This window comes from uncultured Acinetobacter sp. (assembly GCF_947624825.1).
Taxonomy (GTDB): Bacteria; Pseudomonadota; Gammaproteobacteria; order Pseudomonadales; family Moraxellaceae; genus Acinetobacter.
In genome coordinates this window covers 1-22,659 of sequence record NZ_CANQLZ010000038.1, presented here as the reverse complement: position 1 = coordinate 22,659, position 22,659 = coordinate 1, and the positions used below count along the sequence as shown (strand labels likewise).

General features: G+C 42.2%; 25 protein-coding genes. 17 read left to right on the top strand and 8 right to left on the bottom strand.

The window, feature by feature from the left end:
• The first annotated feature begins 92 nt into the window (after positions 1–92).
• Positions 93–1,184, top strand: a complete 1,092-nt coding sequence (gene hisC / locus Q0017_RS09665; protein ID WP_298146003.1) for a histidinol-phosphate transaminase — start codon at positions 93–95, stop codon at positions 1,182–1,184.
• A gap of 60 nt (positions 1,185–1,244) precedes the next feature.
• Here the strand turns inward: hisC and pabB are convergent, their stop codons facing one another.
• Both pabB and Q0017_RS09655 read right to left on the bottom strand, forming a co-directional pair.
• Positions 1,245–2,579 (bottom strand): aminodeoxychorismate synthase component I, encoded by a 1,335-nt coding sequence (gene pabB / locus Q0017_RS09660; protein WP_298145999.1) that lies wholly within the window; start codon positions 2,577–2,579, stop codon positions 1,245–1,247.
• A gap of 126 nt (positions 2,580–2,705) precedes the next feature.
• Positions 2,706–3,254 carry an NUDIX hydrolase gene (locus Q0017_RS09655; RefSeq protein WP_298145996.1) on the bottom strand — a complete coding sequence of 183 codons (549 nt, stop codon included), beginning with the start codon at positions 3,252–3,254 and terminating at the stop codon, positions 2,706–2,708.
• A gap of 141 nt (positions 3,255–3,395) precedes the next feature.
• On the opposite strand from Q0017_RS09655, the gene Q0017_RS09650 reads away from it, so the two are divergent.
• The 6 genes from Q0017_RS09650 to fghA all read left to right on the top strand — a co-directional run bounded on the left by Q0017_RS09650 (position 3,396) and on the right by fghA (position 8,782).
• Positions 3,396–3,998, top strand: coding sequence for a CoA pyrophosphatase (locus tag Q0017_RS09650; RefSeq protein ID WP_298145993.1), 603 nt, complete (start codon positions 3,396–3,398; stop codon positions 3,996–3,998).
• A 132-nt stretch (positions 3,999–4,130) separates the two neighbouring features.
• On the top strand, positions 4,131–4,796 hold the full coding sequence (gene tsaB / locus Q0017_RS09645) for a tRNA (adenosine(37)-N6)-threonylcarbamoyltransferase complex dimerization subunit type 1 TsaB (RefSeq protein WP_298145990.1): 666 nt from the start codon (positions 4,131–4,133) through the stop codon (positions 4,794–4,796).
• A 14-nt stretch (positions 4,797–4,810) separates the two neighbouring features.
• Positions 4,811–5,635, top strand: a complete 825-nt coding sequence (locus Q0017_RS09640) for an undecaprenyl-diphosphate phosphatase (protein ID WP_298145987.1) — start codon at positions 4,811–4,813, stop codon at positions 5,633–5,635.
• Positions 5,629–6,447 (top strand): class I SAM-dependent methyltransferase, encoded by an 819-nt coding sequence (locus Q0017_RS09635; RefSeq protein ID WP_298145984.1) that lies wholly within the window; start codon positions 5,629–5,631, stop codon positions 6,445–6,447. The genes Q0017_RS09640 and Q0017_RS09635 overlap by 7 nt, the downstream gene beginning before the upstream one ends.
• 113 nt (positions 6,448–6,560) lie before the next feature.
• Entirely contained in the window at positions 6,561–7,934 is a 1,374-nt protein-coding gene (locus Q0017_RS09630; RefSeq protein ID WP_298145982.1) for a C13 family peptidase, read from the top strand.
• Between the two features lie 11 nt (positions 7,935–7,945).
• Positions 7,946–8,782 (top strand): S-formylglutathione hydrolase, encoded by an 837-nt coding sequence (gene fghA / locus Q0017_RS09625; protein ID WP_298145979.1) that lies wholly within the window; start codon positions 7,946–7,948, stop codon positions 8,780–8,782.
• Positions 8,783–8,806: 24 nt separating this feature from the next.
• Here the strand turns inward: fghA and Q0017_RS09620 are convergent, their stop codons facing one another.
• Positions 8,807–9,076, bottom strand: coding sequence for a DUF2218 domain-containing protein (locus Q0017_RS09620; protein ID WP_298145976.1), 270 nt, complete (start codon positions 9,074–9,076; stop codon positions 8,807–8,809).
• A 181-nt stretch (positions 9,077–9,257) separates the two neighbouring features.
• Here Q0017_RS09620 and rpe point away from each other — a divergent pair, with 181 nt between their 5' ends.
• From rpe to Q0017_RS09600, 4 genes are all read left to right on the top strand, one after another.
• Entirely contained in the window at positions 9,258–9,944 is a 687-nt protein-coding gene (gene rpe, locus Q0017_RS09615; RefSeq protein WP_298145973.1) for a ribulose-phosphate 3-epimerase, read from the top strand.
• Positions 9,945–10,258: 314 nt separating this feature from the next.
• Positions 10,259–10,573 (top strand): quaternary ammonium compound efflux SMR transporter SugE, encoded by a 315-nt coding sequence (gene sugE / locus Q0017_RS09610; protein ID WP_298145969.1) that lies wholly within the window; start codon positions 10,259–10,261, stop codon positions 10,571–10,573.
• Between the two features lie 243 nt (positions 10,574–10,816).
• The gene (locus Q0017_RS09605) at positions 10,817–11,293 is read left to right on the top strand and encodes a methylated-DNA--[protein]-cysteine S-methyltransferase (protein ID WP_298145966.1); all 477 of its coding nucleotides are present in this window, start codon (positions 10,817–10,819) and stop codon (positions 11,291–11,293) included.
• 10 nt (positions 11,294–11,303) lie between these two features.
• Complete coding sequence (locus Q0017_RS09600; protein ID WP_298145963.1) at positions 11,304–11,993, top strand: nuclease-related domain-containing protein; 690 nt, start codon at positions 11,304–11,306, stop codon at positions 11,991–11,993.
• Positions 11,994–12,008: 15 nt separating this feature from the next.
• On the opposite strand, the gene Q0017_RS09595 is transcribed toward Q0017_RS09600, so the two are convergent.
• Complete coding sequence (locus Q0017_RS09595) at positions 12,009–12,776, bottom strand: hydroxymethylpyrimidine/phosphomethylpyrimidine kinase (RefSeq protein ID WP_298145960.1); 768 nt, start codon at positions 12,774–12,776, stop codon at positions 12,009–12,011.
• Between the two features lie 64 nt (positions 12,777–12,840).
• Between Q0017_RS09595 and Q0017_RS09590 the strand changes: the two genes are divergently transcribed.
• Positions 12,841–13,485 (top strand): HAD-IA family hydrolase, encoded by a 645-nt coding sequence (locus tag Q0017_RS09590; RefSeq protein ID WP_298145957.1) that lies wholly within the window; start codon positions 12,841–12,843, stop codon positions 13,483–13,485.
• Here the strand turns inward: Q0017_RS09590 and Q0017_RS09585 are convergent.
• Positions 13,480–14,223, bottom strand: coding sequence for a sporulation protein (locus Q0017_RS09585; RefSeq protein WP_298145954.1), 744 nt, complete (start codon positions 14,221–14,223; stop codon positions 13,480–13,482). The two genes, Q0017_RS09590 and Q0017_RS09585, sit on opposite strands and share 6 nt — an antisense overlap.
• Before the next feature lie 8 nt (positions 14,224–14,231).
• Positions 14,232–14,696, bottom strand: a complete 465-nt coding sequence (locus Q0017_RS09580) for an Lrp/AsnC ligand binding domain-containing protein (RefSeq protein WP_298145951.1) — start codon at positions 14,694–14,696, stop codon at positions 14,232–14,234.
• A gap of 138 nt (positions 14,697–14,834) precedes the next feature.
• On the opposite strand from Q0017_RS09580, the gene Q0017_RS09575 reads away from it, so the two are divergent.
• On the top strand, positions 14,835–16,091 hold the full coding sequence (locus Q0017_RS09575; protein ID WP_298145948.1) for a D-amino acid dehydrogenase: 1,257 nt from the start codon (positions 14,835–14,837) through the stop codon (positions 16,089–16,091).
• A gap of 42 nt (positions 16,092–16,133) precedes the next feature.
• Here Q0017_RS09575 and Q0017_RS09570 read toward each other — a convergent pair whose 3' ends face one another.
• Together Q0017_RS09570 and Q0017_RS09565 are read right to left on the bottom strand one after the other, a co-directional pair.
• Positions 16,134–16,586, bottom strand: a complete 453-nt coding sequence (locus Q0017_RS09570; protein WP_298145945.1) for a CopD family protein — start codon at positions 16,584–16,586, stop codon at positions 16,134–16,136.
• Positions 16,587–16,606: 20 nt separating this feature from the next.
• Positions 16,607–17,836, bottom strand: coding sequence for a beta-ketoacyl synthase N-terminal-like domain-containing protein (locus Q0017_RS09565; protein ID WP_298145942.1), 1,230 nt, complete (start codon positions 17,834–17,836; stop codon positions 16,607–16,609).
• A 258-nt stretch (positions 17,837–18,094) separates the two neighbouring features.
• On the opposite strand from Q0017_RS09565, the gene Q0017_RS09560 reads away from it, so the two are divergent.
• From Q0017_RS09560 to fusA, 4 genes are all read left to right on the top strand, one after another.
• A complete protein-coding gene (locus tag Q0017_RS09560; protein ID WP_298145939.1) occupies positions 18,095–19,384 on the top strand; it encodes an EcsC family protein in 1,290 nt (429 codons plus the stop codon).
• A 167-nt stretch (positions 19,385–19,551) separates the two neighbouring features.
• Positions 19,552–19,926: a 30S ribosomal protein S12 gene (gene rpsL / locus Q0017_RS09555; protein ID WP_002050319.1), complete on the top strand. Its 375-nt coding sequence runs from the start codon at positions 19,552–19,554 to the stop codon at positions 19,924–19,926.
• Positions 19,927–20,111: 185 nt separating this feature from the next.
• A complete protein-coding gene (rpsG, locus tag Q0017_RS09550; protein ID WP_122902407.1) occupies positions 20,112–20,582 on the top strand; it encodes a 30S ribosomal protein S7 in 471 nt (156 codons plus the stop codon).
• 128 nt (positions 20,583–20,710) lie between these two features.
• Positions 20,711–22,659 (top strand): elongation factor G (gene fusA / locus Q0017_RS09545; RefSeq protein WP_298145934.1); only part of this gene is annotated, 1,949 nt, incomplete at its 3' end.

Genomic DNA, 22,659 nt, shown 5'->3' with positions numbered 1-22,659 from the left:
GCCCTGAACATCAGGGCATATGCAGCATAATCATTTATGTACTGATGTTCGATGCCACGACGAGTGCATTAGAAAAAAGAGAATTATTCAGCATGTCAAACATTACGACAGAACAGATGCGTTTTTGGAGTCCTTCGGTACGCAAGCTTGAACCGTACGTACCGGGCGAACAGCCAAAAATCCAAAATTTATTAAAATTAAATACCAACGAAAATCCCTATCCGCCATCACCTAAAGTGGTAGAAGCAGTACAACACGTCTTAGCCAATTCAGCCGATGTGTTGCGCTTGTATCCAGACCCGGATGCATCTGAGTTAAAAGCCGCCATTGCCAAACAACAAAATGTGCCACTTGAGCACGTCTTTGTGGGCAATGGGTCAGACGAAGTCTTAGCGCATATTTTTAAAGCATTCTTTGTACAAGATTTACCGCTGTTATATGCAGATATTACTTATAGTTTTTATCCTGTCTATAGCCAATTCTTTGGGGTAGACACCAAAGTTTTACCGTTAAATGATCAGTTTGAGATTGTGGTCGATGATTATAAACAGCCCAATGGCGGGATTATCATTACCAACCCCAATGCACCAACCAGTATTGATTTAGGCTTAGCCAAAATCGAAGAGATTTTACAAGCCAATCCAAACTCGGTGGTGGTGATTGATGAAGCATATGTTGATTTTGGTGCCGAATCTGCGGTGAGTTTGGTTGCAAAATACGACAATCTTGTGGTGTGCCAAACGACTTCAAAATCACGCTCATTGGCGGGCTTACGTGTTGGTTTTGCCATTGCCCAACCACATTTAATTGCAGCTTTAGAAGCGGTGAAAAATAGCTTTAACTCATATCCAATTGATCGCTTTGCCATTGCAGCAGCGGTGGCATCTTTTGAAGATCAAGCTTATTTTGAAGCGCAAAATGCTAAAGTCATTGCAAGTCGTGAGAGTTTGGTTGAGCAACTGACGCAATTGGGGTTTAGCGTATTACCATCAAGTGCAAACTTTATTTTTGCAACGCTCCCTAATAAAGATGCAGGCGAGCTAGCCAGTCAACTACGTGAACGTGGCATTATTGTGCGTTACTTTAATAAACCACGTATTCATCAGTACTTACGTATTACTGTGGGTACAGATGAGCAAAACCAACGTTTGGTCGATACCTTAAAAAATGAGATTTTGGCTTAAATTTTCTGATTAAATTGGCTTAAACCTTAAAAAAAGCGAACATCTTGTTCGCTTTTTTATTTATTTGGCTTGATGCCATGTGTTGAGTAAATTCAACAAGGCTTCGACTTTATCAAAACACTCTTGGTATTCGGCATCAACTTCTGAGGCAATGGTAATGCCACCACCTGCCCACAATGACAGCTGCTCTTGATACTTTTGAATAGAGCGAATGAGGATGTTCCAGCTGCCTGTGCCATCAAAATTAAAATATCCCATCGAGCCACAGTAAGCGCCACGTGGTTGTTGTTCTAACTCATTAATAATTTGCATGGCACGAATTTTAGGTGCACCTGTAATTGAGCCACCCGGCAAAGCAGATAACAATACATCAAAGGGTCTGACTTCAGCTTTTAAGGTTGCGGTGACTTCACTGACCATGTGATGTACTTGTTTAAAGCTTTCGATATTAAATAACTTCGGTGTTTTAACGCTGCCAATTTCGGCATAGACACTTAAATCATTACGCAGTAAATCGACAATCATGACATTTTCGGCACGATCTTTTTCAGAGTTAATCAGTTGCTGTTTAGAGGCTTGATCTTGTGCAGGATCTTGAAAACGCGGCATGGTGCCTTTAATCGGTTTGGTTACAATATTGCGATTGGCATTAAACTCAATAAATAACTCTGGTGAGCAACTGAGCAATTCAAAATCGCCACTTCTTAAATAACCTGCATAAGGGGCTTGGGTCAGCTGCCAAATTTTTTCTGCACTGGCAAGTAAGCGCCCTTCGGCTTGTCCTACAAATTCTTGGGTTAAGTTAATTTGGTAGCAATCACCTGCCACAATATAATCTTGCACTTGGTTAAAAGCTTGGCTGTACTCAGCTTTGCTCCAACGTGCTTGGCAAGCTTGCGTTAAACAAAACTCAAGTTGAGGCTGTTGTTGTAGTAATTGTTGTAGATAATCAAACTGCGCTTGGGCAGCGGGATTGCTACTGTTAAAATACCATGCATCGTGCTCTAAACTGATGTAACTGTGACACATGGCCAAGAGTAAACTTGGTTGAGACTTATGTTGCAGTTCAATGGCTTGTGCTGCGCCGTGGTCATAGCTGATAAAACCCATCACACCACCGGTAAAGCGTTTTTGATCAGCGCTGGTGGTTGTGCTTTTAATCAAGGCGCTAAAATCCTGTGCTGCGCTTTGACTGTACTCATTTAAACCCGTTGCTTGAAAATATTGCATGCCGTGTGGCTGTAGCACACAGTACTGTTCAGGAAAACAGCCAATGACTGCCTGACCTTGATTGTATAAATAGATCAAAGGGTCTAACAGGTGCAGTTGATTAATTAACTCAGCAGGGCTTTGTAAGGGGCACAGTCGTTGGGAAAAAACAGCAGCGTGGCTCATAAATCTACATAGGCGACAAAGAGACGCCTAGTGTAGCGAAATTTATGCAAGATGCAGTGCCATAAGCGTAACCAAACAACGCAATTTTAGTGGCTTAAGCTGACCTTGTTGGAGTTTTAAGCGATCTTAACCGGTATGATCTAAACGTGAGCCTAAGGTTTCTAAGTGCATATCAAACTGCTGTGTTTTACGGTCAGTAAAATAATGACGTAAAGTGCGTTCTACGCTTGGAAAAGCCAATTGTTCCCAAGGAATTTCATCTTCACTAAATAAGCGCGATTCGATGGTTTCTTCGCCGGCACCAAATTTTCCATCCATTAATTGGGCTTTAAACAACACATAAATTTGCCCAATCCGTGGAATATTGTACATGCAGTACAATTGTTCAATAGTTACTTCCGCTTCTGCTTCTTCGCGCGTTTCGCGGGCTGCGCCTTGCTCCATGGTTTCAAATAATTCCATGTAGCCGGCAGGTAACGTCCATAAGCCATAGCGGGGCTCAATAGCACGGCGACACAGCAATACTTTATCTTGATGAATCACCAAAGCGCCACAAATGACTTTGGGATTAACATAATGAATCGAGCCACAACTGCTACACACCTGACGTACTTGGTGGTCGCCTAAAGGAATTTTTTCGACGGTTTTTTGTCCGCAGTTGCCACAAAAGTTCATATTCATCATCAAGGATAAAGTGATGCTTTGAGAATAGCGTAAAAAAAGCCCCTCTGCATCATCTGATCACGCTATCCTTTAGAATAAAAATTCAGCTATGATGCTGTTTAATCCCTTCAATTAGGACGTAGAGCCAACGACATGGATGATCGTGAACTGACGTTATTACTCCAACAACGCTTACGCTTTTCAAAACGGGTGCGCCAAGCGCAAGCCGCGGTTTTAATTGCCATTACTCAAGAAGCCGAGCCTAAAGTGCTGCTAACGCGGCGTTCGGTTTACTTAAATAGCCATCCGGGAGAGGTTTCATTTCCCGGAGGTAAGCGAGACCCACAAGATACCAGCAACATTGTGGTGGCGTTACGCGAGGCACAAGAAGAAACCGGTTTAAATCCCTTTGATGTAGAACTCATTGGTGATTTACCTATGCAAAAAGCCCGTAATGGCATGTTGGTTAAACCTGTGGTTGGTTTTATTCCACCCAACTTGGCTCTTGTGCCACAGCCAACCGAAATTGATCGTATTTTTTATGTATCGTTGCGCAAAATGTTAGAGGCACAACCCATTCCTTATGAAGTACGTTATCAGCATCAATCCTTGTATTTTCCAAGTTTTCGTTTAGAAAATGAGATTATTTGGGGCTTAACAGCACGCATGTTGGTGTCTTTGTTTCAATACGGTTTGGACTATCGTAAAGAATGGCCATTTTTACTGAATTCGCCAGCATTTAAGCTTAAAAAATAAGACTGTTGCTTAGCATTAAGATGAAAAAACACAATGTGAAGCCTTGGGCTTTTTTGTAGCGCGTATCGCCAAGTTTTCAGCAGTAGAGTATCATAGCCGCCGTTCTCATATATTTTAAAACAAAGGTTTGGCATGAAATTGCTGGCACTCGAAACTGCCAATCAGCAGTGTTCCGTCTGTATGGTGGATGACACCCAAGACATATTTTTTGATTTAGACGCCCGCGCCAGAGCTCAAACGCAAACCATTTTGCCTATGATTGAGCAGGCATTATTAAAAGCCAATATTGAAGCAAGTGAGCTTAGTACAATTGCCTTTAGTCGTGGGCCGGGTTCATTTAGCGGTGTACGTATTAATGCTGCGGTGGCACAAGCGTTGGCATGGGCCAATGATTTACCTGTAGTGCCTGTGTCTACCTTACAAGCCTTAGCGCAAGCGGCTTATCGTATGGCAGGTTTAACTGCGGTTACTGCAGTGATTGATGCACGTATGAATGAAGTGTATATCGCCAGCTTTAAGTTAGACGAACACGGCATTATGCAGGCGCTTGACCAAGAACAACTCCTCAGTTATGACCAGGCAAAAACAGTTCAGCAATTTACTTTGGTCGGTTCGGGCAGCGTGTTGGTAGATGCAAGCGCAACTGAGTATCAAGCGATTGATGCCACAGCACAAGATATTGCCAGCATTGCACGTCAAGCTGCATTACAACAACAGTGGGTCAGTGCTGAATTTGCATTGCCTGTTTATCTACGTGATGATGCGTGGAAAAAAATTCCTGAGCAAGGCAAAGCATAATTTAGGTAAATATTATGGATCTTTTATTGCTATTAAAAGCAGCAATTATGGGGATTGTGGAGGGGATTACCGAGTTCCTGCCCATTTCTAGTACCGGTCATTTGATTTTAGCCGCCGAGCTAATGAACTTTTGGACTAAGGAAAAAAGTGATGTATTTGTAATTGCCATCCAAATGGGTGCAATTGCAGCGGTCATTTATGAATACTGGGCACGTCTTTGGGGGGCCGCCACCGGAATTGTCAGTGGTGAGCCTCAAGGGCGCCGTTTAGGGATTGGTTTAATTTTAGCGTCGATTCCAATTGTTTTGGTGGGTCTAAGCTTTGGTCAAACAGTTAAAGCATTCTTGTTTAACGACATTGCGATTGCGATTGGTTTGATTGTGGGCGGTTTAATTATTATTTGGATTGAGAAAAATCCACCGCAGGTGCGCACACAAGAAGTTGAAGACTTAAGTATTAAAGATGCCATTTGGATTGGTTTAATTCAAGTTTTGTCATTAATTCCGGGCACATCACGTTCAGGTGCCACCATTATTGGTGCCATGTTCTTAGGTGTATCGCGTAAAGCGGCTACGGAATTTTCCTTCTTTTTAGGGATTCCAGTGATTGTGGGTGCAGGTTTATTAGATCTGTATCAAAGCTATCACGTATTTGAAGGTGCAGCAGATTGGACCGTCATTGGTGTTGGTTTGCTGGTTTCCTTTATTTCAGCATTGCTGCTCATTCGTGCGTTAGTGGCGTATGTGGCAAAGCGTGATTTTATGGTGTTTGCGTGGTATCGCATTGTCTCAGGATTAGTGATTTTATTATTTGCATGGACAGGTTGGACCTTATGGTAAGCGCTTTACGCTTATACGCAGAACAGACCTTTGTTGAACAAGCACAGCACTATGCTGCTGTGCTTGGTATGCGTGGGGTGAGTGTAGAGATTGAGCTGATTGAAAAGCTTGGATCACGCTTTTTACGCTTAAACCCTGAGTTGGCGTTATGCGTAGATCAAGACGGTTTATGGTTGGCAGCCAATGGCATGAAAATGCAACCCGATTGGAAAGGTGAAAGCGGTCGTTTAAAACGTGCTTCGTTAAAATCAGAGATGATTGCTCGTGCGTGTAATATAGCTGAAAAACCACGCCTAATTGATGCCACCGCAGGTTTAGGGCATGACAGTTTACTTATGGCACATTTAGGCGCGCATGTTACTTTGGTAGAGCGTCACCCTATTTTATTTACCTTGCTTGAAGACACCCAACAACGTGCCTTAGACGATAAAATCTTACATGCTGCGGCAGCACGAATTCGCTTAGTATTTAGTGATTCAGCTGATTATTTAGCTCAGCAGGCAAGTTTAGTGCAAGTGGTGGATGTGGTGTATTTAGATCCTATGTTCCCACAGCGCGACCAAAATCAAAATGCAGCCAAAAAACAAGCACAGGTCAAAAAGCAAATGCAGCTGTTGCATATGTTGTTACCTGAAGATGGTGAAATGGATTTGGGTGATCATTTGCTGCCCTTGGCACAAAAAATTGCTAAACGTGTGGTGGTGAAACGCCCACGTCTTGCTGTGTTTTTGGCAGGGCAAAGCACCGAGCACCAATGGTTAGGTGACGCATGTCGTTTTGATGCGTATTTTCAACATGATCTCAACACCTAGTTGCTGCATTTTTAAACATTGTTGTGTTATATAGTATTTAAAAGCATTAAGAAAACTGCCATTCGGCATACACTTCATCGCGCACCTTTGGCAGGCATTGCATAGATAATTCCATGATTGACTTTAAACCTTCCATTAATTTTTGGCACGATTTTAAAAGCAACCAAGTGGCCGGCATGTGGTTATTTGTGGGTTCACGCCGTGCCTTACAAATCGTGCGTCCATCTATTGCCCAATTAATGGTTTGGGGGATATTGGGTGGCTGTGCCAATACTTTATTTGCATGGCTCAGTGCTGGTGAAGTTGGAGAGTTTAACTCACAAGGCTTGGTCAGTTATGCATTATGGCCATTTATTGCCTTAATGGTGGGGATTTTTCTCTCCCAACGCATTAATAATCCACGCTTAATGTTAGTGCCTGCTGTGCTATGGTTGGTGCTTGATACGCATGTGGCATTATTGCAAAGCCTGATTCAATATTTAGGCATGATGGATTGGCTGCCGTATGTGTTTTATGACTATTTGCCTGCCTTATTTATGGTGTTGTTTGTTTGGCAAAGTTTGGCGGTGGTGTGGGTCTTTGCCCGTGAGCTAAAATGGCCATGGTGGGAACGTGCTTTAATTATGATCGCCACTTTGTTTACCTTGGTGGTGTGGCAAATTTCTGCCAAAAGCCAACCGATTTGGAAAGTTGAGCAATTACCGCCAAGCATTAGTGAGGCGACACTGTATGCGCAACCTAAAGTGCTTAATCAAGCCCTACAAGGCATTCAATTTGGTGAGTTTTCACAAAGTCATTGGTATTTTTTAGGGGTGGCAGGGGCAAGTTATCAAGAGGTATTTAAATCCGAAGTTGAGCGAATTCGTGAACAGTTTGACACCCGTTTTGGCACCTTTGGTCGATCTATGGTGTTGATCAATCACGCAAGCACCCTCGAAACGCAGCCCATTGCCTCTAAAACCAGTATTGAGTTGGCACTGAAACGTATTGGTCAGCAAATGAATCGTGACAGTGATGTGTTGTTTTTATATATGACGTCACATGGCTTGCCACAGCAATTTGAGCTTGAAAACGCGCCAATTGATTTAGCTTATGTAGAACCCACATGGTTACGCGATACTTTAGATAAAGCGGGTATTCGTTGGCGGGTGATTGTGATCTCGTCATGTTTTTCAGGCAGTTTTGTATCAGCTTTGCAAGACGAAAATACTTTGGTGATAACCGCATCAGCAGCAGATCGCGAATCATTTGGGTGTAGCAATGAAGCCGATTACACCTACTTTGGGCGTGCTTTATTTGATGAAGCCATGCGTGAGCAAGATGATTTTGAAAGTGCATTTTTGCAAGCCAAAGAAACTGTGGCAAGATGGGAAGCAGCGCAAGGCTTTGAGCCTTCTGAGCCACAGTGGGTTATGGGCAAAAATATGCAACTGATGTTGCCGCAACTTGAGCAACGTTTATTTCCATCAAAACAAGCTGCACCTTAAAAGGAAAATTCATGCAACTTTTACAAAGCAACCAATGTTTCTTGGGTGAACAAAGAATCTATAGCTTCGCCTCAAAAAGCTTAAAAAAAGACAGCAAATTTGGAATTTTTTTACCACCTCAAGCTTTAAATGGACAGGCCTGTCCGGCATTGTTTTACTTGGCGGGTTTAACGTGTAATGAGGAAACCTTTGCTATTAAAGCCCATGCACAGCGCTTAGCGGCACAGTTAGGTTTGATTTTAGTGACCCCTGATACTTCACCGCGTGGCGATGATGTTGCGCAAGGTGATCATTGGGATTTGGGTCAGGGTGCAGGTTTTTATATTAATGCTACACAAGCGCCTTGGGCTGAACATTATCAAATGCAAAGTTTGATTGCAGATGAACTGTATGCTTTGGTAGAAGCTGAATTTAATGTGGCCGCAGGCAAAGTTGGTATTTTTGGTCACTCGATGGGTGGACATGGTGCTTTAACCTTGGCGCTGAAATTTCCTGAAAAATTTAAATCAGTCTCAGCCTTTGCCCCGATTTGTGCACCGAGCCAATGTCCTTGGGGTGAAAAAGCTTTTTCGCATTATTTAGGTGAAGACCGTGAGACTTGGTTAGCCCATGATGCAAGCGCTTTAATTACACAAAAAGGGCCCTTGTTTAACGATATTTTAATTGATCAAGGTCTAAAAGATCAGTTTTATAGTCAGCTTAATCCAGCACAATTTCAAGCGGCTTGTAACAGCGTAGGTCAGAAGTTGAGCTTACGTGAGCATGAAGGTTATGATCATGGTTATTACTTTATCCAAAGTTTTATGGACGATCATTTGCAGTATCACGCCGTGCAATTACAATCTTAAATCAAGAGGCGCTTAGCCTCTTTTTTAATGCCAAGTGACGCTAAACTCAGTGTGTGCCATACGGTTTAGATGATCAATCACCACTTTTTGAATATGGCTAAAATCTGCCACTTGACCTGTAATCTTCACGTCTAAGCATGCAGCTTGTGGCGTGAGGGTAATGGTGTAGTCGGGCATTAAAATCAGCAGGTCTTGCTCATTTTGCTGGACTTCAAATTTATGTTTCCAATGATTCAATAAACGTTTGGCAATACGGGCACCTTCTGTAGTGCTAATTTGAGTTGTGGTCTGCATAGTTTGTGCTCTTTAAAGTATGTTTACAGTTTAAAGCTGAGCTGATGCACTGCCTAGTCGTCTATTGCAACGCTGCGTTATGTAAATGTAGTCCATTAGATCGAATCAGCCAACAGCGCATTTTGGCAAGAATTTGTTATAATCGAGCTTGTTTTTAATATTGATACAGCCAGGTACTCCAATGTCCAAGCCATATTTAATTGCACCGTCTATTTTGTCTGCTGACTTTGCCCGTTTGGGTGAAGAAGTTGAAAATGTGTTGGCGGCAGGTGCCGATGTGGTCCATTTTGATGTGATGGACAACCATTATGTACCTAACCTCACATTTGGTGCAGGCGTATGTAAAGCCCTTAAAAAATATGGTATTCAAGCACCGATTGATGTGCATTTAATGGTCAAGCCGGTAGATCGCATGATTGGTGATTTCTTAGAAGCCGGTGCAGATATTATTACCTTTCACCCCGAAGCATCTGATCATATTGATCGCTCTTTACAGTTAATTCAATCAGGTGGTGCTAAAGCAGGCTTGGTATTTAACCCAGCCACGCCATTACATTATCTTGACTATGTATTGGATAAAGTGGACCAAGTATTGTTAATGAGTGTGAACCCAGGCTTTGGTGGACAAAAGTTCATTCCAATGACTTTGGAAAAACTACGTGAAGCACGCAAAATTATTGATGCCTCAGGACGTGATATTCGTTTAGAGGTAGATGGTGGTGTTACCCCTGCTAATATTCGTGAAATTGCAGAAGCGGGTGCAGATATGTTTGTTGCAGGTTCGGCAATTTTTGGTCAACCCGATTATCAAGCAGTGATTGAAAAAATGCGTGCTGAGCTTGCTTTAGTCGGCAGCCAACGAGTTTAAGAGCTGGTTTAAATCAGAGCGCTTTGGCGCTCTTTTTTATGTATTAGATGCTTTATTCTAGGGCGCTTTTTGAGTAAAATTAAGCCGGTTACGCTATTTTTTAAACAATAAACTGCGAATTAGGCTAAAATTGGGGCCAATCTAAAGCTTGTGCTATGTTTTGGGTAGGTTTTATATAAATTGCCTTATAGTGGTGCAATAAGAGTTTAAATAAAAAAATTGACTAAGGAGGAACGACCTCCCTTGTTTAAGCATAAAATTTAAACAAGAAAAATAGTCAGGACGGCCTGACTCTATTAAAAGAGGAGGGCGACATGGCCTGGATGGTTCTTATTTTAGCGGGTATTTTTGAAGTGGTATGGGCCTACAGTATGAAACTGTCAGAGGGCTTTACCAAACTGACCCCAAGTTTGGTTACGATTGTATTTATGTTATTAAGCTTTGGCTTATTGGCATATTCCATGAAAACTTTACCACTCGGCACAGCTTATACCATTTGGACAGGCATTGGTGCGGTAGGGGCTTTTGTGGTGGGTATTTTGGTTTTAGGTGAACCTGTCACGCCCATGCGTTTTTTAGCTGCAGTACTCATCGTGTCTGGCTTATTACTGATGAAATTATCCTCTTAAAATTTTAAAATCTTGTGATGTAAACATTACACGATTTTTTTTATTTAAAAAATTACTGTTGATGTGTATAGCAATTTACTTATGTGATCAAAGGATCTTCTGATTTAACTGCGCTCACTGTATTAAATTGATCACTTAAAAAATATATTTTAGGCACAGGGTGCGATTAATCTAGCCACACGCCAAGCTGCACATTGAATTGCTTTTAAGTTATATTGATGAAAATATCAGCAGCTTTATGTTATGTACGTTTCTTGTGATTATGTTTCGCCTCTTGGGGTGCTGTGTTTAGTGGCACAGCAAAACGCTTTGGTTGCACTGCTGCTAAAAGATGATGCTCGTTTAGCACATTTTGAGGCAAGCGAAGTTGCAAAACACGCAGTTTTACAGCAAACCCAACAACAATTAAACGAGTACTTTCAAGGACTACGCCACAATTTTACAGTACCTTTAGCACCTCAAGGCACACCATTTCAACAAAAGTGCTGGCAGGCTTTAACACACATTCCTTATGGGCAAACCCGAAGCTATCAACAACAAGCTCAAATGATTCAACAGCCTCAAGCATGCCGTGCAGTGGGTGGAGCTAATGCCAAAAATCCGATTTTAATTATGATTCCTTGCCATCGTGTGATTGGTGCAAGTGGTCAGTTGGGCGGATTTTCAAGTGGAATCAACAATAAGAAATTTTTACTCACTTTAGAACACGTTTCAATATAAGGATTTTGATATGTCATTTTCTGCTCTTATTCTTGGTCTGATTGTTGTACTGTTTTTATTCTTATTGTGGAAGAAAAATACATACAAAAAAACACCTGCGCATGATGCACCGAGTCGCGCTCAAGAAAAAGGGCAACGAGGTGAGCAACTGGTCATTGAGCAATATCAGCAACACTTTGGTGATGAGTATCTTTTATTAAATAATTGTACTTTTATAGATCAAGCTAATGGTTCAACTCAGGTGGATCATATTCTCATCAGTCCATATGGCATTTTTGTTATAGAAACCAAATATTATGCGGGTCTGATTTTTGGCAGTAAAGACAGTAAAGTCTGGACGCAATGCTTACCTAATTCTAAACAAACCTTTCAAAATCCAATTTTCCAAAATAAAAAGCATATCAGTGTGCTTGGGGATTTATTAAAAGAACATATTGCGCCATACGCTTTGCATTCAGTGATTGTTTTTAATGGCAAAAGCCAATTTAAGTATGAGATGCCAACGCACGTTGTGTCAGGCGGGCAGTGGATACATTATGTTAAAACTTTTCGTACCCAAATTATGAATTTAGATGAAGTGGCTGCTATTTATGCCCATTTACAAAAAAGTGCATTACCCCAAAATCAGGCAACTGAACAATTGCATATCGAAAATTTAAAACGTAAATATACTGAACAAAATCAACAAAAAAGCCCGTAATTGACGGGCTTTTTTTTAAAAACGTTTTGGAATGCGTTGACCGCCTACCACGGGAATTTCGGCGTGTTGCAGTACTTCAAATAACCACTGTTCAGCTTGTTGTACTGCATCTTTTAGCGTTTCATCTTGGGCTAAGCGACCTGCAATAAAACTCGCAAGTGAGCAGCCTGAGCCATGGTATTCACCTTCTAAACGTGGGCAGCGACTTTGTGCCACTTGTTGGCCGGCAATGTATAAGGTGTTTTGAATGTAATCGGGGGTATCTTCATGCCCACCTTTGACCAATACAGCATGCGCACCCATTGCAAATAACTTTTGTGTTGCCTGTTCTAAATCTTCTTCACCGGTTAAAGCACGTAGTTCCACGGTATTGGGAGTAACAATGCTGGCTAGTGGAATTAACTCAACAAATGCTTTGACTAAGGTCGCTTGATTGCCAAGTGAACCGCCGCTATTGGCCACCAATACAGGATCGAGCACATAAGTATATTCAGGATGGGCACGCAGAAAATCTGCCAAAGCTGCAATATTGTCCGTAGTGCCAAGCATACCTGACTTTACACAACGAATGGGTAAGTCTTGCACCACAGCATTGGTTTGTGCCAACAGTAATTCTTTGCTGGTGGCTTCAAAACCAAAGACTTGTTGTGAGTTTTGAACAGTGAGCGCAGTACAGGCAATCGCCGCATGCGCACCGCTTGCACCAATCGCTTCAATATCAGCCTGTAAACCTGCCCCACCTGAAGGGTCAAGACCAGAAAAACAAAGTACAGTCGCGCGCACGGGGCAGTCCTTTCAATTTAAAATTGCGCTAGTATAGGCAACTTTGTGATGTTCGGGGCGTGTAGTGCTTAAAAATATTTTGCTCGATTTAGATGGAACTTTAACAGATCCAAAAGTAGGAATTACCACATCGGCACGTTATGGCTTGGCCAAAGTGGGTCACGCAGTTGCCGAAAGCGAAAATTTAGATTGGATTATTGGACCACCTTTAAAGGCATCTTTGGCTAAAATTTTAAATGTTGCAGCAGATGATGATTTGGCTGAACAAGCTTTATTGGGCTATCGTGAGCGTTTTTCGGTTACAGGTTTATTTGAAAACCAAGTCTATCCTGATGTGGCGGAAACTTTAGCGCTGTTAACACAACGCGGTTTTACTTTATTTGTGGCCACTGCTAAACCGACTATTTACGCCAAGCAAATTCTAGCACACTTTAAATTAAGCCCTTATTTTAAAGAAATTTATGGCAGTGAGTTAACTGGCGAGCGTACCAATAAGGGCGATTTAATTGAATATATTTTAGCTGAACAGCAGTTAAACCCTAAACAATGCTTAATGGTGGGCGATCGTGAATACGATATTTTAGGTGCACGCCGTCATGGTATAGAAACTATTGCAGTTGAATACGGATATGGCTCAGAAGCAGAAATTAGCGCCGCCAAACCAAAAGCCCGTATTCAACATTTTAAACAACTGCTTGAGTGTTTATAAGCCTAAAAGTTGTTTTAAGTGTGCCGTTAAGCTTGCGATATCAATGGGGGTATGTGGCAAGCTTAAGGTTTGATAATGATCACCACGCATTTTACGATCAATTTCAAACAAGACATGGGTTTGTTGAGCCGTGGTGACAAAAGACACTTCAAGTTCGTTTAAATTGCTCAGCCATGCATTGGGACGAAATTCTAATTCCTGATAACAACCAATCGTAGATTGAAAATGCCCACCACGCAATTGACCGCGTTCAACATCGGCTGAATATAAACTCAAACCACATTGCTCAAGCGCCGTGATGACAGCTTGCATAGGCGGGCTTGGATAAATCGCTAAGGCATCATCATCGTGGGCATCAATTGCCCAATCAATATCTAAATGGGTATGTAGCCATACTTGAGTTTGATTGTAATGACAGTTGAGCTGGGTGATGGGGGTTTCAAACGGCAGAATTAAATTAAAGGGACATTGATGCGTTTGCTCGGCAAGCAAATCAAAGGCACCACTCATGGGCCAACGGGCAATACATTGCGCCTGACGTGATTCATGCTCGCCACTTTCAACTTCCACCATGGTCATCAGCTCAAGTGAAATGGCATTAATACGCTTGGTGCTACTGGCACCTTTAAAATGAATTGAACCTTGCAGGTGTTGTCCAACTTGTAAATGCGGCGTATTTAAAATAGTATCGACTTGTATGCCTTGTAAGCCAAAACTAGATAAAACTTGCTTAAACATATCCATCCTTAACTAAGCTCTAAATACAGACTTTCTTTAACTTCTTCCATCACCACGTAACTATGTGACGACGCTGAAGCGGGCAATTGTTTAAGCAAATCGCCAAGCAAACGACGATAAGCACTCATTTCTTTTAAACGTGCTTTGACTAAATAATCAAATTCACCCGAAATCAAATGACACTCTAATACTTCGGGTAGGGCACTTAAGTTTTCTGCCACTTGTTCAAAGACTTCACCTGATTTGGCCGAGAGTTTAATTTCCACAAACACCAACAAATTACGGTCGACTTTTTGGGGATCAATTCGCGCGTGGTAGCCCAAAATTATCCCTTCACGTTCAAGGCGTTTTACCCGTTCTGAACAGGGCGTGGTCGACAAATGCACGCGTGCTGCCAGCTCACTCATCGAGATACGACCTTCTTTTTGCAAAATGTCTAGGATTTGATAGTCGATCCGATCTAAAGGGCGCATTTCTTTTTTCCTGTTTTAGCTGTATCTAGCAGACGAAATTGTCCTTTTCACTCTCTTTTAGCACAAAAAATAGTGAATTTCACTATGCGATCGTTCATATACTAGACAAATCAACTAGAATAATGTGAGGTAGGCATCATGCGAGTGCTGGTATTAGGAAGTGGTGTGATTGGTGTGGCAAGTGCCTACTACCTTGCAGCCCAAGGTGCACAGGTGACGGTGTTGGATCGTCAAAGCGGTCCGGCTGAAGAAACCAGCTTTGCCAATGCAGGTCAAATCTCGCCCGGCTATTCAACGCCGTGGGCAGCACCGGGTATTCCGTTTAAAGCAGTCAAATGGATGTTTCAGCATCATGCACCTTTAGCCATTAATTTAGATGGGAGCTTGTGGCAGCTAAATTGGATGGCACAGATGCTCAAAAACTGTAATCCTGCCAGTTATAGTATTAACAAAGAGCGTATGACCCGTGTGGCTGAATATAGCCGTGATTGCTTACGTCAACTGCGCCAAGATACCGGTATTCACTATGAACACCGCTCTAAAGGCACGCTGCAAGTGTTTAGAAACGAAGCTCAACTCGACATGGTGCAACGTGATATTGCGGTATTACAAGCGTGTGGCGTGTCACATCAGTTGCTTGTGGGTGCCGAGCAACTTGCCCAAGTAGAACCAGCTTTGGCATATGCCCAAGACAAATTAGTGGGTGGCTTACATTTACCCAATGATGAAACCGGCGATTGCTACTTGTTTACCAACGCTTTAGCTGGCGTGGCTCAAGAGTTGGGCGTAGAGTTTAAATTTAACCAAAATGTAGAACGCTTAATTACACAAGGTGATGAAATTAAAGGCGTGGTGGTTAATGGCGAGGTACTTACCGCAGACAAATATGTGTTGGCATTTGGGAGCTATTCGCGTGATTTCTTAAAGCCATTGCAATTAGATTTACCGGTGTATCCAGTGAAAGGTTATTCTTTAACCGTCCCTATTGTTGATGAAAAATTTGCGCCACAGTCTACCGTGTTAGATGAAACTTATAAAATTGCAATGACCCGTTTTGATCAACGTATTCGAGTGGGTGGGATGGCAGAATTAAGTGGTTTTAACCGTGAGTTAAATACCGATCGTCGTGCCACTTTAGAGATGGTCACCCAAGAGCTATTTCCTGGTGGAGATTTAAGCCAAGCAGAATTTTGGACAGGCTTACGTCCAATGACACCAGACAGTACGCCAATTATTGGCGCAACGCGTTTTAGCAATTTATTCTTAAATACAGGACATGGCACTTTAGGCTGGACCATGGCGTGTGGCTCAGGAAAATTAATTAGTGATTTGGTCATGAATCATCAGCCAGATATTAGTACTGAAGGGCTTTCGATTCAGCGTTATGCTGCTTAAAACAAAAAAAATCCCCGACTTATCGGGGATTTTTTTGGGCTGTTAAAGGGTGGGTTTAACCACCACTAAAATCACCACAGCAAATAAAATAAAGGTTGGTAATTCATTAAAAAAACGCCAAAACTTATGCGATTTATAATGTGCGTTATTGATTAATTTTTGACGATAATAACCGCACACCAAATGATAAATCACCAATAAGCCCACCAAGCCCACTTTAAGGTAAAACCACAATGCTTCATGGTAGTGACGGGTGGCGTCACCCCAATCGACTAAAAAGTGCGCCGTGATTAATGTGGCAAGCATAGCCGGCCACATAATGCCACGGTACAACTTGCGCTCCATGACTTCAAAGCGCTGATGACTGATATGATCTTCACTCATCGCGTGGTACACAAACAGCCGTGGCAGATAAAAAAGCGCTGCAAACCAACACACCACGGCAATAATATGTAACGCTTTTACCCAAAGGAAAGCATCAGAAGGAGCATCCATTAAATCACCCTAAGGGTGTATTAGCCTTCCCATTTTTTGAAAACAAGACAAGCATTTACACCGCCAAAACCAAAACTGTTACTCATCACAGTATTCAATTTTGCGTCACGTTTTTCAAGCACGATATCAAATGGTTTTGCACCTTCATCCAGTTCCGTCACGTTAATGTTTGGTGCGATAAAGTCATTTTGCATCATTAAAACTGAGTAAATTGCTTCATGTACGCCTGCAGCACCTAAGCTATGACCGGTCATTGACTTAGTTGAGCTGAGCGGTGGTACTTGACCTGCACCAAAAGCACGTTCCATTGCAAGCAGTTCAGTGATGTCACCGGCAGGGGTTGAGGTACCATGGGTATTTACATAGTCAATTTTATCTACGCCATGTGCTTTAGCTTCTTCTAATGCCATAATTACACAACGTGTTGCACCTTCACCACTTGGTGCAACCATGTCTGCGCCATCAGCATTGGCAGCATAACCGACAACTTCGGCTAAGATATTTGCACCACGCGCTTGAGCATGTTCGAGTGATTCAAGCACCACAAAACCGCCACCGCCTGCAATCACAAAACCATCACGGTCTGCTGAATATGGGCGTGATGCTGTTTCTGGGGTTTCATTGTATTTAGAGCATAAAGCGCCCATTGCATCAAACAACAAGCTTTGTGACCAATGATCTTCTTCACCACCACCGGCTAACATTAAATCTTGTTTGCCAAGTTGAATCATGTTGTAAGCATAACCAATGGCATCTGCTGAGGTTGCACATGCACTGGTAATCGTATGTGAGATACCTTGTAATTTAAATGCCACACCTACGTTTGCAGTAATGGTGTTGGTCATGTTGCGTGGTACAAAGAAAGGCCCAACTTTACGCGCGCCTTTGCTTTGTAAAAGCTCATTCATTTCAATCACAGATGCAGTTGAACCACCGCCTGAACCACCTGTAATACCGTAGCGCGGATTACCAGCTAAATCTTCAGCTTTAAGACCTGCATGTTCAACGGCAGCAACTGCTGAGTTGTAGGCGTACATGGCACATACACCCATGAAACGTTTTAATTTACGATCAATATTGTCAAAATCTTGTTCTGCTGCGGCACTGACATGACTCTTAAAGTTAAGATCTGCGTAAGTTTGGTTAAAACGTGTGCCAGAAACTCCGTTCTGTAACGAATGTAAGACATCGTCTAATGTATTGCCGATGCATGAATTGATGCCCATACCAGTGATTACAACACGTTTCATCTACAGTTCCTTTATATCGTGATTTTTTGAAGTATAACGCGCACAAAATGCTGCATACTGATGTTTTTCAATGCCTTCATAATAGCAGAAAGATTTTTGATTTCTTATGGCAAATCCTATGCCTGTTGATCAGTGTTTTGTTTTATAGTCACATTGTGGTTAATTTAACCAAAAGATACATAATCAAGTTGAGATAAACCTAGACAGCACCTAGTATTTAGCCAGAAAGTTCAAATTTACACGAAGGGGTAAATCAACGTGAACAGCAAAAATAATCAAGTCGATGGATTGTTGCAAAATGCACTTGGGGTGGCTAAAAAGCTCAGTAGCTCAAGTCTAGATGCACTAAATAAAGTGGCACAAAATCAGAAAAAATCTCAAAGCTCGACGCAACTGCCTGAACAAAATGATCAGATGCCAAATCTGTCGCAACAGTTGCTTGGGCGTCATTACCATACTGTCAATAAAGTCACCGGTTTTATTGCTCCTGATTTAACCGATAAATTTTCAGATTACGTCTTTGAGCAACTCAATTATTTAAGTTCAAATTTAGCTTCAGTCGATCGGGTTTTAGACGAAGCAGGGGTGCAAGATTTAGAGCAACTCACTCAAGATATGGATCGCTCAAAACGCATCAGCGATGTACTGGCTGCACAAAATAAATGGCTGGCCTCCGCCCAAGGTGCATTCAGTGGTGCAACAGGTGTCATTGGCTCTGCTGTGGATGTGCCAGCATCGTTTATTTTGTCATTGCGCAGTATCTACCAAATTGGACGTGCCTATGGTTTTGAGCTGAATCAAGATGCGGAAAAAGACATGGTGCAGTTTATTTTTAAACATATTGACTTAAACTTAATTGTGCAAAAGCAAACGTTGCTCATGGCCATAAAAGCATTGTCAAATTCTCTAGAAAAGCATGATTTAAATGGTCTACAGCAACTGCTTGGCAGCAGCCAAGATGCCAATACCTTAAAACAGTGGCTAAAAGGGGAACAAGATGAAGCCAAATTTGATTGGCTCAATCATCTGCCTAAATTGAGTATGCTCAGTAAGCTTACACCGCTTGCCAGCGCTTCATTGAGTGCAGCGTATAGTTGGAAATTATTAGAAGATGTGAATCAAAAAGCACAAGACATTTTTTCACAAGCGCGTGCTTATATGCAGCAGCATCAAGAGTTAAATTTGTCGCCCATTGCAGCGTATGAAAAATCGCGTGCCTACTTTGCAGCTCAGCAGCAAGTGGGAGAATTAAAGCTTGATCAAGAATTTGAACTTAAAGATCACGCTACCATTGCTAAAGTCGTGATTCAAAAAAAGGACCAAGCTGTTGAAGTGCTACAAGAAGCCCAAGATCAAGTCGAAATTGGCTTAAAGCAGTTGGCAAACAAGATGGTTGAAGCGCATGAGGTCTCTCAGCAACAGCCGGCTTTATCCTCAATAGAGCCAGATTCAGTGCCTCAAGCATTGGTTCAAGAGACAAAATCTATGGATAAAGCCTTAGATAATCGCCAAACTGAAACGCAGCGCTTGGACCCACAAGCCAAGTGATCAGTAGTCAAAACGAGTTTAATCGTAATTTTTTTGTATTTTTTTGATGCTTAAGTGATTTTGCTTGAATGGCTTATGTTGACCATTTGACGATCTTATCTTACAATTATATGCCCTCAAAAAGTGGTACATTTTTTGGGGCTTTTTATTAACGGGAGAATTGCCAAATGGCAACAACAAATCAGTTGATCCGTAAGGGTCGTACAACTTTAGTTGAAAAATCTAAAGTTCCTGCGTTGAAGGCTTGTCCACAACGTCGTGGTGTTTGTACACGTGTTTACACAACTACACCTAAAAAACCTAACTCAGCAATGCGTAAAGTTTGCCGTGTTCGCTTAACTTCTGGTTTTGAAGTTTCTAGCTACATCGGTGGTGAAGGCCATAACTTACAAGAGCACAGTGTTGTTCTTATCCGTGGTGGTCGTGTTAAAGACTTACCAGGTGTACGTTACCATACCGTTCGTGGTTCTTTAGACTGTGCTGGCGTGAAAGATCGTAACCAGTCACGTTCTAAATACGGTACTAAACGTCCTAAGAAATAATTGATCTTTCGAGATTAATTTCTTAGTTCGTTAGAACTGCAATCCTTTATCGTCTCGCTTGTCTGATTTCTGCATTAATTTTGTGAAAATTCCAAGCGACGTGTAGTAAGGCCAGCTAAAGGTACATGACACTTTGTACATATGCTGGATAAACCTGAAGTGTCAATTTTATTAGGTGTATTAAAATGCCAAGACGTCGCGTAGTTGCTGCCCGTGAAATCCTTCCGGATCCTAAGTTCAGCAGCCAAACAATCGCTAAATTCATGAACCACGTAATGCAAGATGGTAAAAAATCTATTGCTGAAAGTATCGTTTACGGTGCTTTAGACCGCGTTCAAGAAAAATCTAAAGTAGACCCAGTTGAATTTTTCGAGACTACTCTTGAAAAAGTTCGTCCTATGGTCGAAGTTAAAGCACGCCGTGTTGGTGGTGCTACATACCAAGTTCCTATGGAAGTACGCCCATCCCGTCGTACTGCTCTAGCGATGCGTTGGTTAGTAGACGCTGCTGCTAAGCGTTCTGAAAAAACTATGGCTCTACGTCTTGCTGGTGAGTTGCTTGATGCAGCTGAAGGTAAAGGCGCTGCAGTTAAGAAACGTGATGATGTGCATCGTATGGCTGAAGCCAACAAAGCATTCTCTCACTACCGTTTCTAAGCTAATAAAACAGGCCTTAGTCAGGAATGTGGCAAATACGTCATTGTTTTGTCATCCAAGCGCTTTAAGCTGCAATGCAGCTTAAAGCGTCCTGTTTTAAACAACAAAATTTAGGAATGCTAGAAATCATGGCACGTCAAACCCCAATTTCTCGTTACCGTAACATTGGTATTTCAGCGCATATTGATGCTGGTAAAACAACGACTTCTGAACGTATTTTGTTCTACACAGGTGAGAGCCACAAGTTAGGTGAAACTCACGAAGGTTCAGCTACAACGGACTGGATGGAACAAGAACAAGAACGTGGTATTACCATTACTTCAGCAGCAGTAACATGCTTCTGGACAGGTATGGCTAACCAGTTCGAACAACACCGTATTAACGTAATTGACACACCGGGACACGTTGACTTCACAATCGAAGTTGAGCGTTCTATGCGTGTTCTTGACGGTGCGTGCATGGTTTACTGTGCTGTTGGTGGTGTACAGCCGCAGTCTGAAACAGTATGGCGTCAAGCAAATAAATATAAAGTACCTCGTATTGCGTTCGTTAACAAAATGGACCGTACAGGCGCTAACTTCTTCCGCGCTGTTGAACAAGTTAAGACACGTCTTGGCGGTAATCCAGTGCCAATCGTTGTGCCAATCGGTGCAGAAGAAAACTTCCAAGGTGTTGTTGACCTAATCGAAATGAAAGCGATTATCTGGGACGAAGCGTCTCAAGGTATGAAGTTCGAATATGGCGAAATTCCTGCTGATTTAGTTGATACTGCTAACGAATGGCGTACTAACATGATCGAAGCTGCTGCAGAAGCATCAGAAGAGCTCATGGACAAGTACCTTGAAGAAGGCGAGTTAACTAAAGAAGAAATCGTGTTCGGTATTCGTGCACGTACATTGTTGAATGAAATTCAACCAATGCTTTGTGGTTCTGCGTTCAAAAACAAAGGTGTTCAACGTATGTTGGATGCTGTAATTGAATTCTTACCAGCGCCAACTGACGTTGAAGCAATCAAGGGTATCTTAGACGACAAAGATGAATCTGAAGGTTCACGTGAAGCGTCTGATGAAGCACCGTTTGCTGCGTTAGCATTCAAAATCATGAACGATAAGTTCGTTGGTAACTTAACATTCGTACGTGTTTATTCTGGTGTTCTTAAAGCGGGTAGCCCGTGTTATAACCCAGTTAAAATGAAGCGTGAACGTGTTGGCCGTATCGTACAGATGCACGCAAACGACCGTAAAGATATCGAAGAAATTCGTGCGGGCGACATCGCGGCATGTGTAGGTCTTAAAGACACGACTACTGGTGATACATTATGTGATGAAAACCACGTAATTACACTAGAGCGTATGGAATTCCCAGAGCCAGTAATTGCACTTGCAGTTGAACCTAAAACTAAAGCTGACCAAGAAAAAATGTCAGTTGCTTTAGGTCGTTTGGCAAAAGAAGATCCATCATTCCGCGTACGTACTGATGAAGAATCAGGTCAAACGATTATTGCTGGTATGGGTGAACTTCACCTTGACATCATCGTTGACCGTATGAAGCGTGAATTCGGTGTTGAAGCGAACATTGGTAAACCAATGGTATCTTACCGCGAAACGATCAAAAAATCGGTTGAGCAAGAAGGTAAATTCGTACGTCAAACTGGTGGTAAAGGTAAATTCGGTCACGTATACGTACGTTTAGAGCCAATGGATCCTGAATCAGAAAAAGACTACCAATTCGTTGAAGAAGTTGTTGGCGGTGTAGTACCAAAAGAATTCTTTGGTGCGGTTGACAAAGGTATTCAAGAACGTATGAAGAATGGTGTATTGGCTGGTTACCCTGTTGTGGGTATCAAAGCGACACTATTTGATGGTTCTTACCATGATGTCGACTCTGACGAATTGTCGTTCAAAATGGCGGGTTCTTATGCCTTCCGTGATGGTTTCATGAAAGCTGATCCTATCTTGCTTGAACCTATCATGAAAGTTGAAGTAGAAACCCCTGAAGATTACATGGGCGATATCATGGGTGACTTAAACCGTCGTCGTGGTATGGTTCAAGGTATGGACGATCTTCCTGGTGGTAC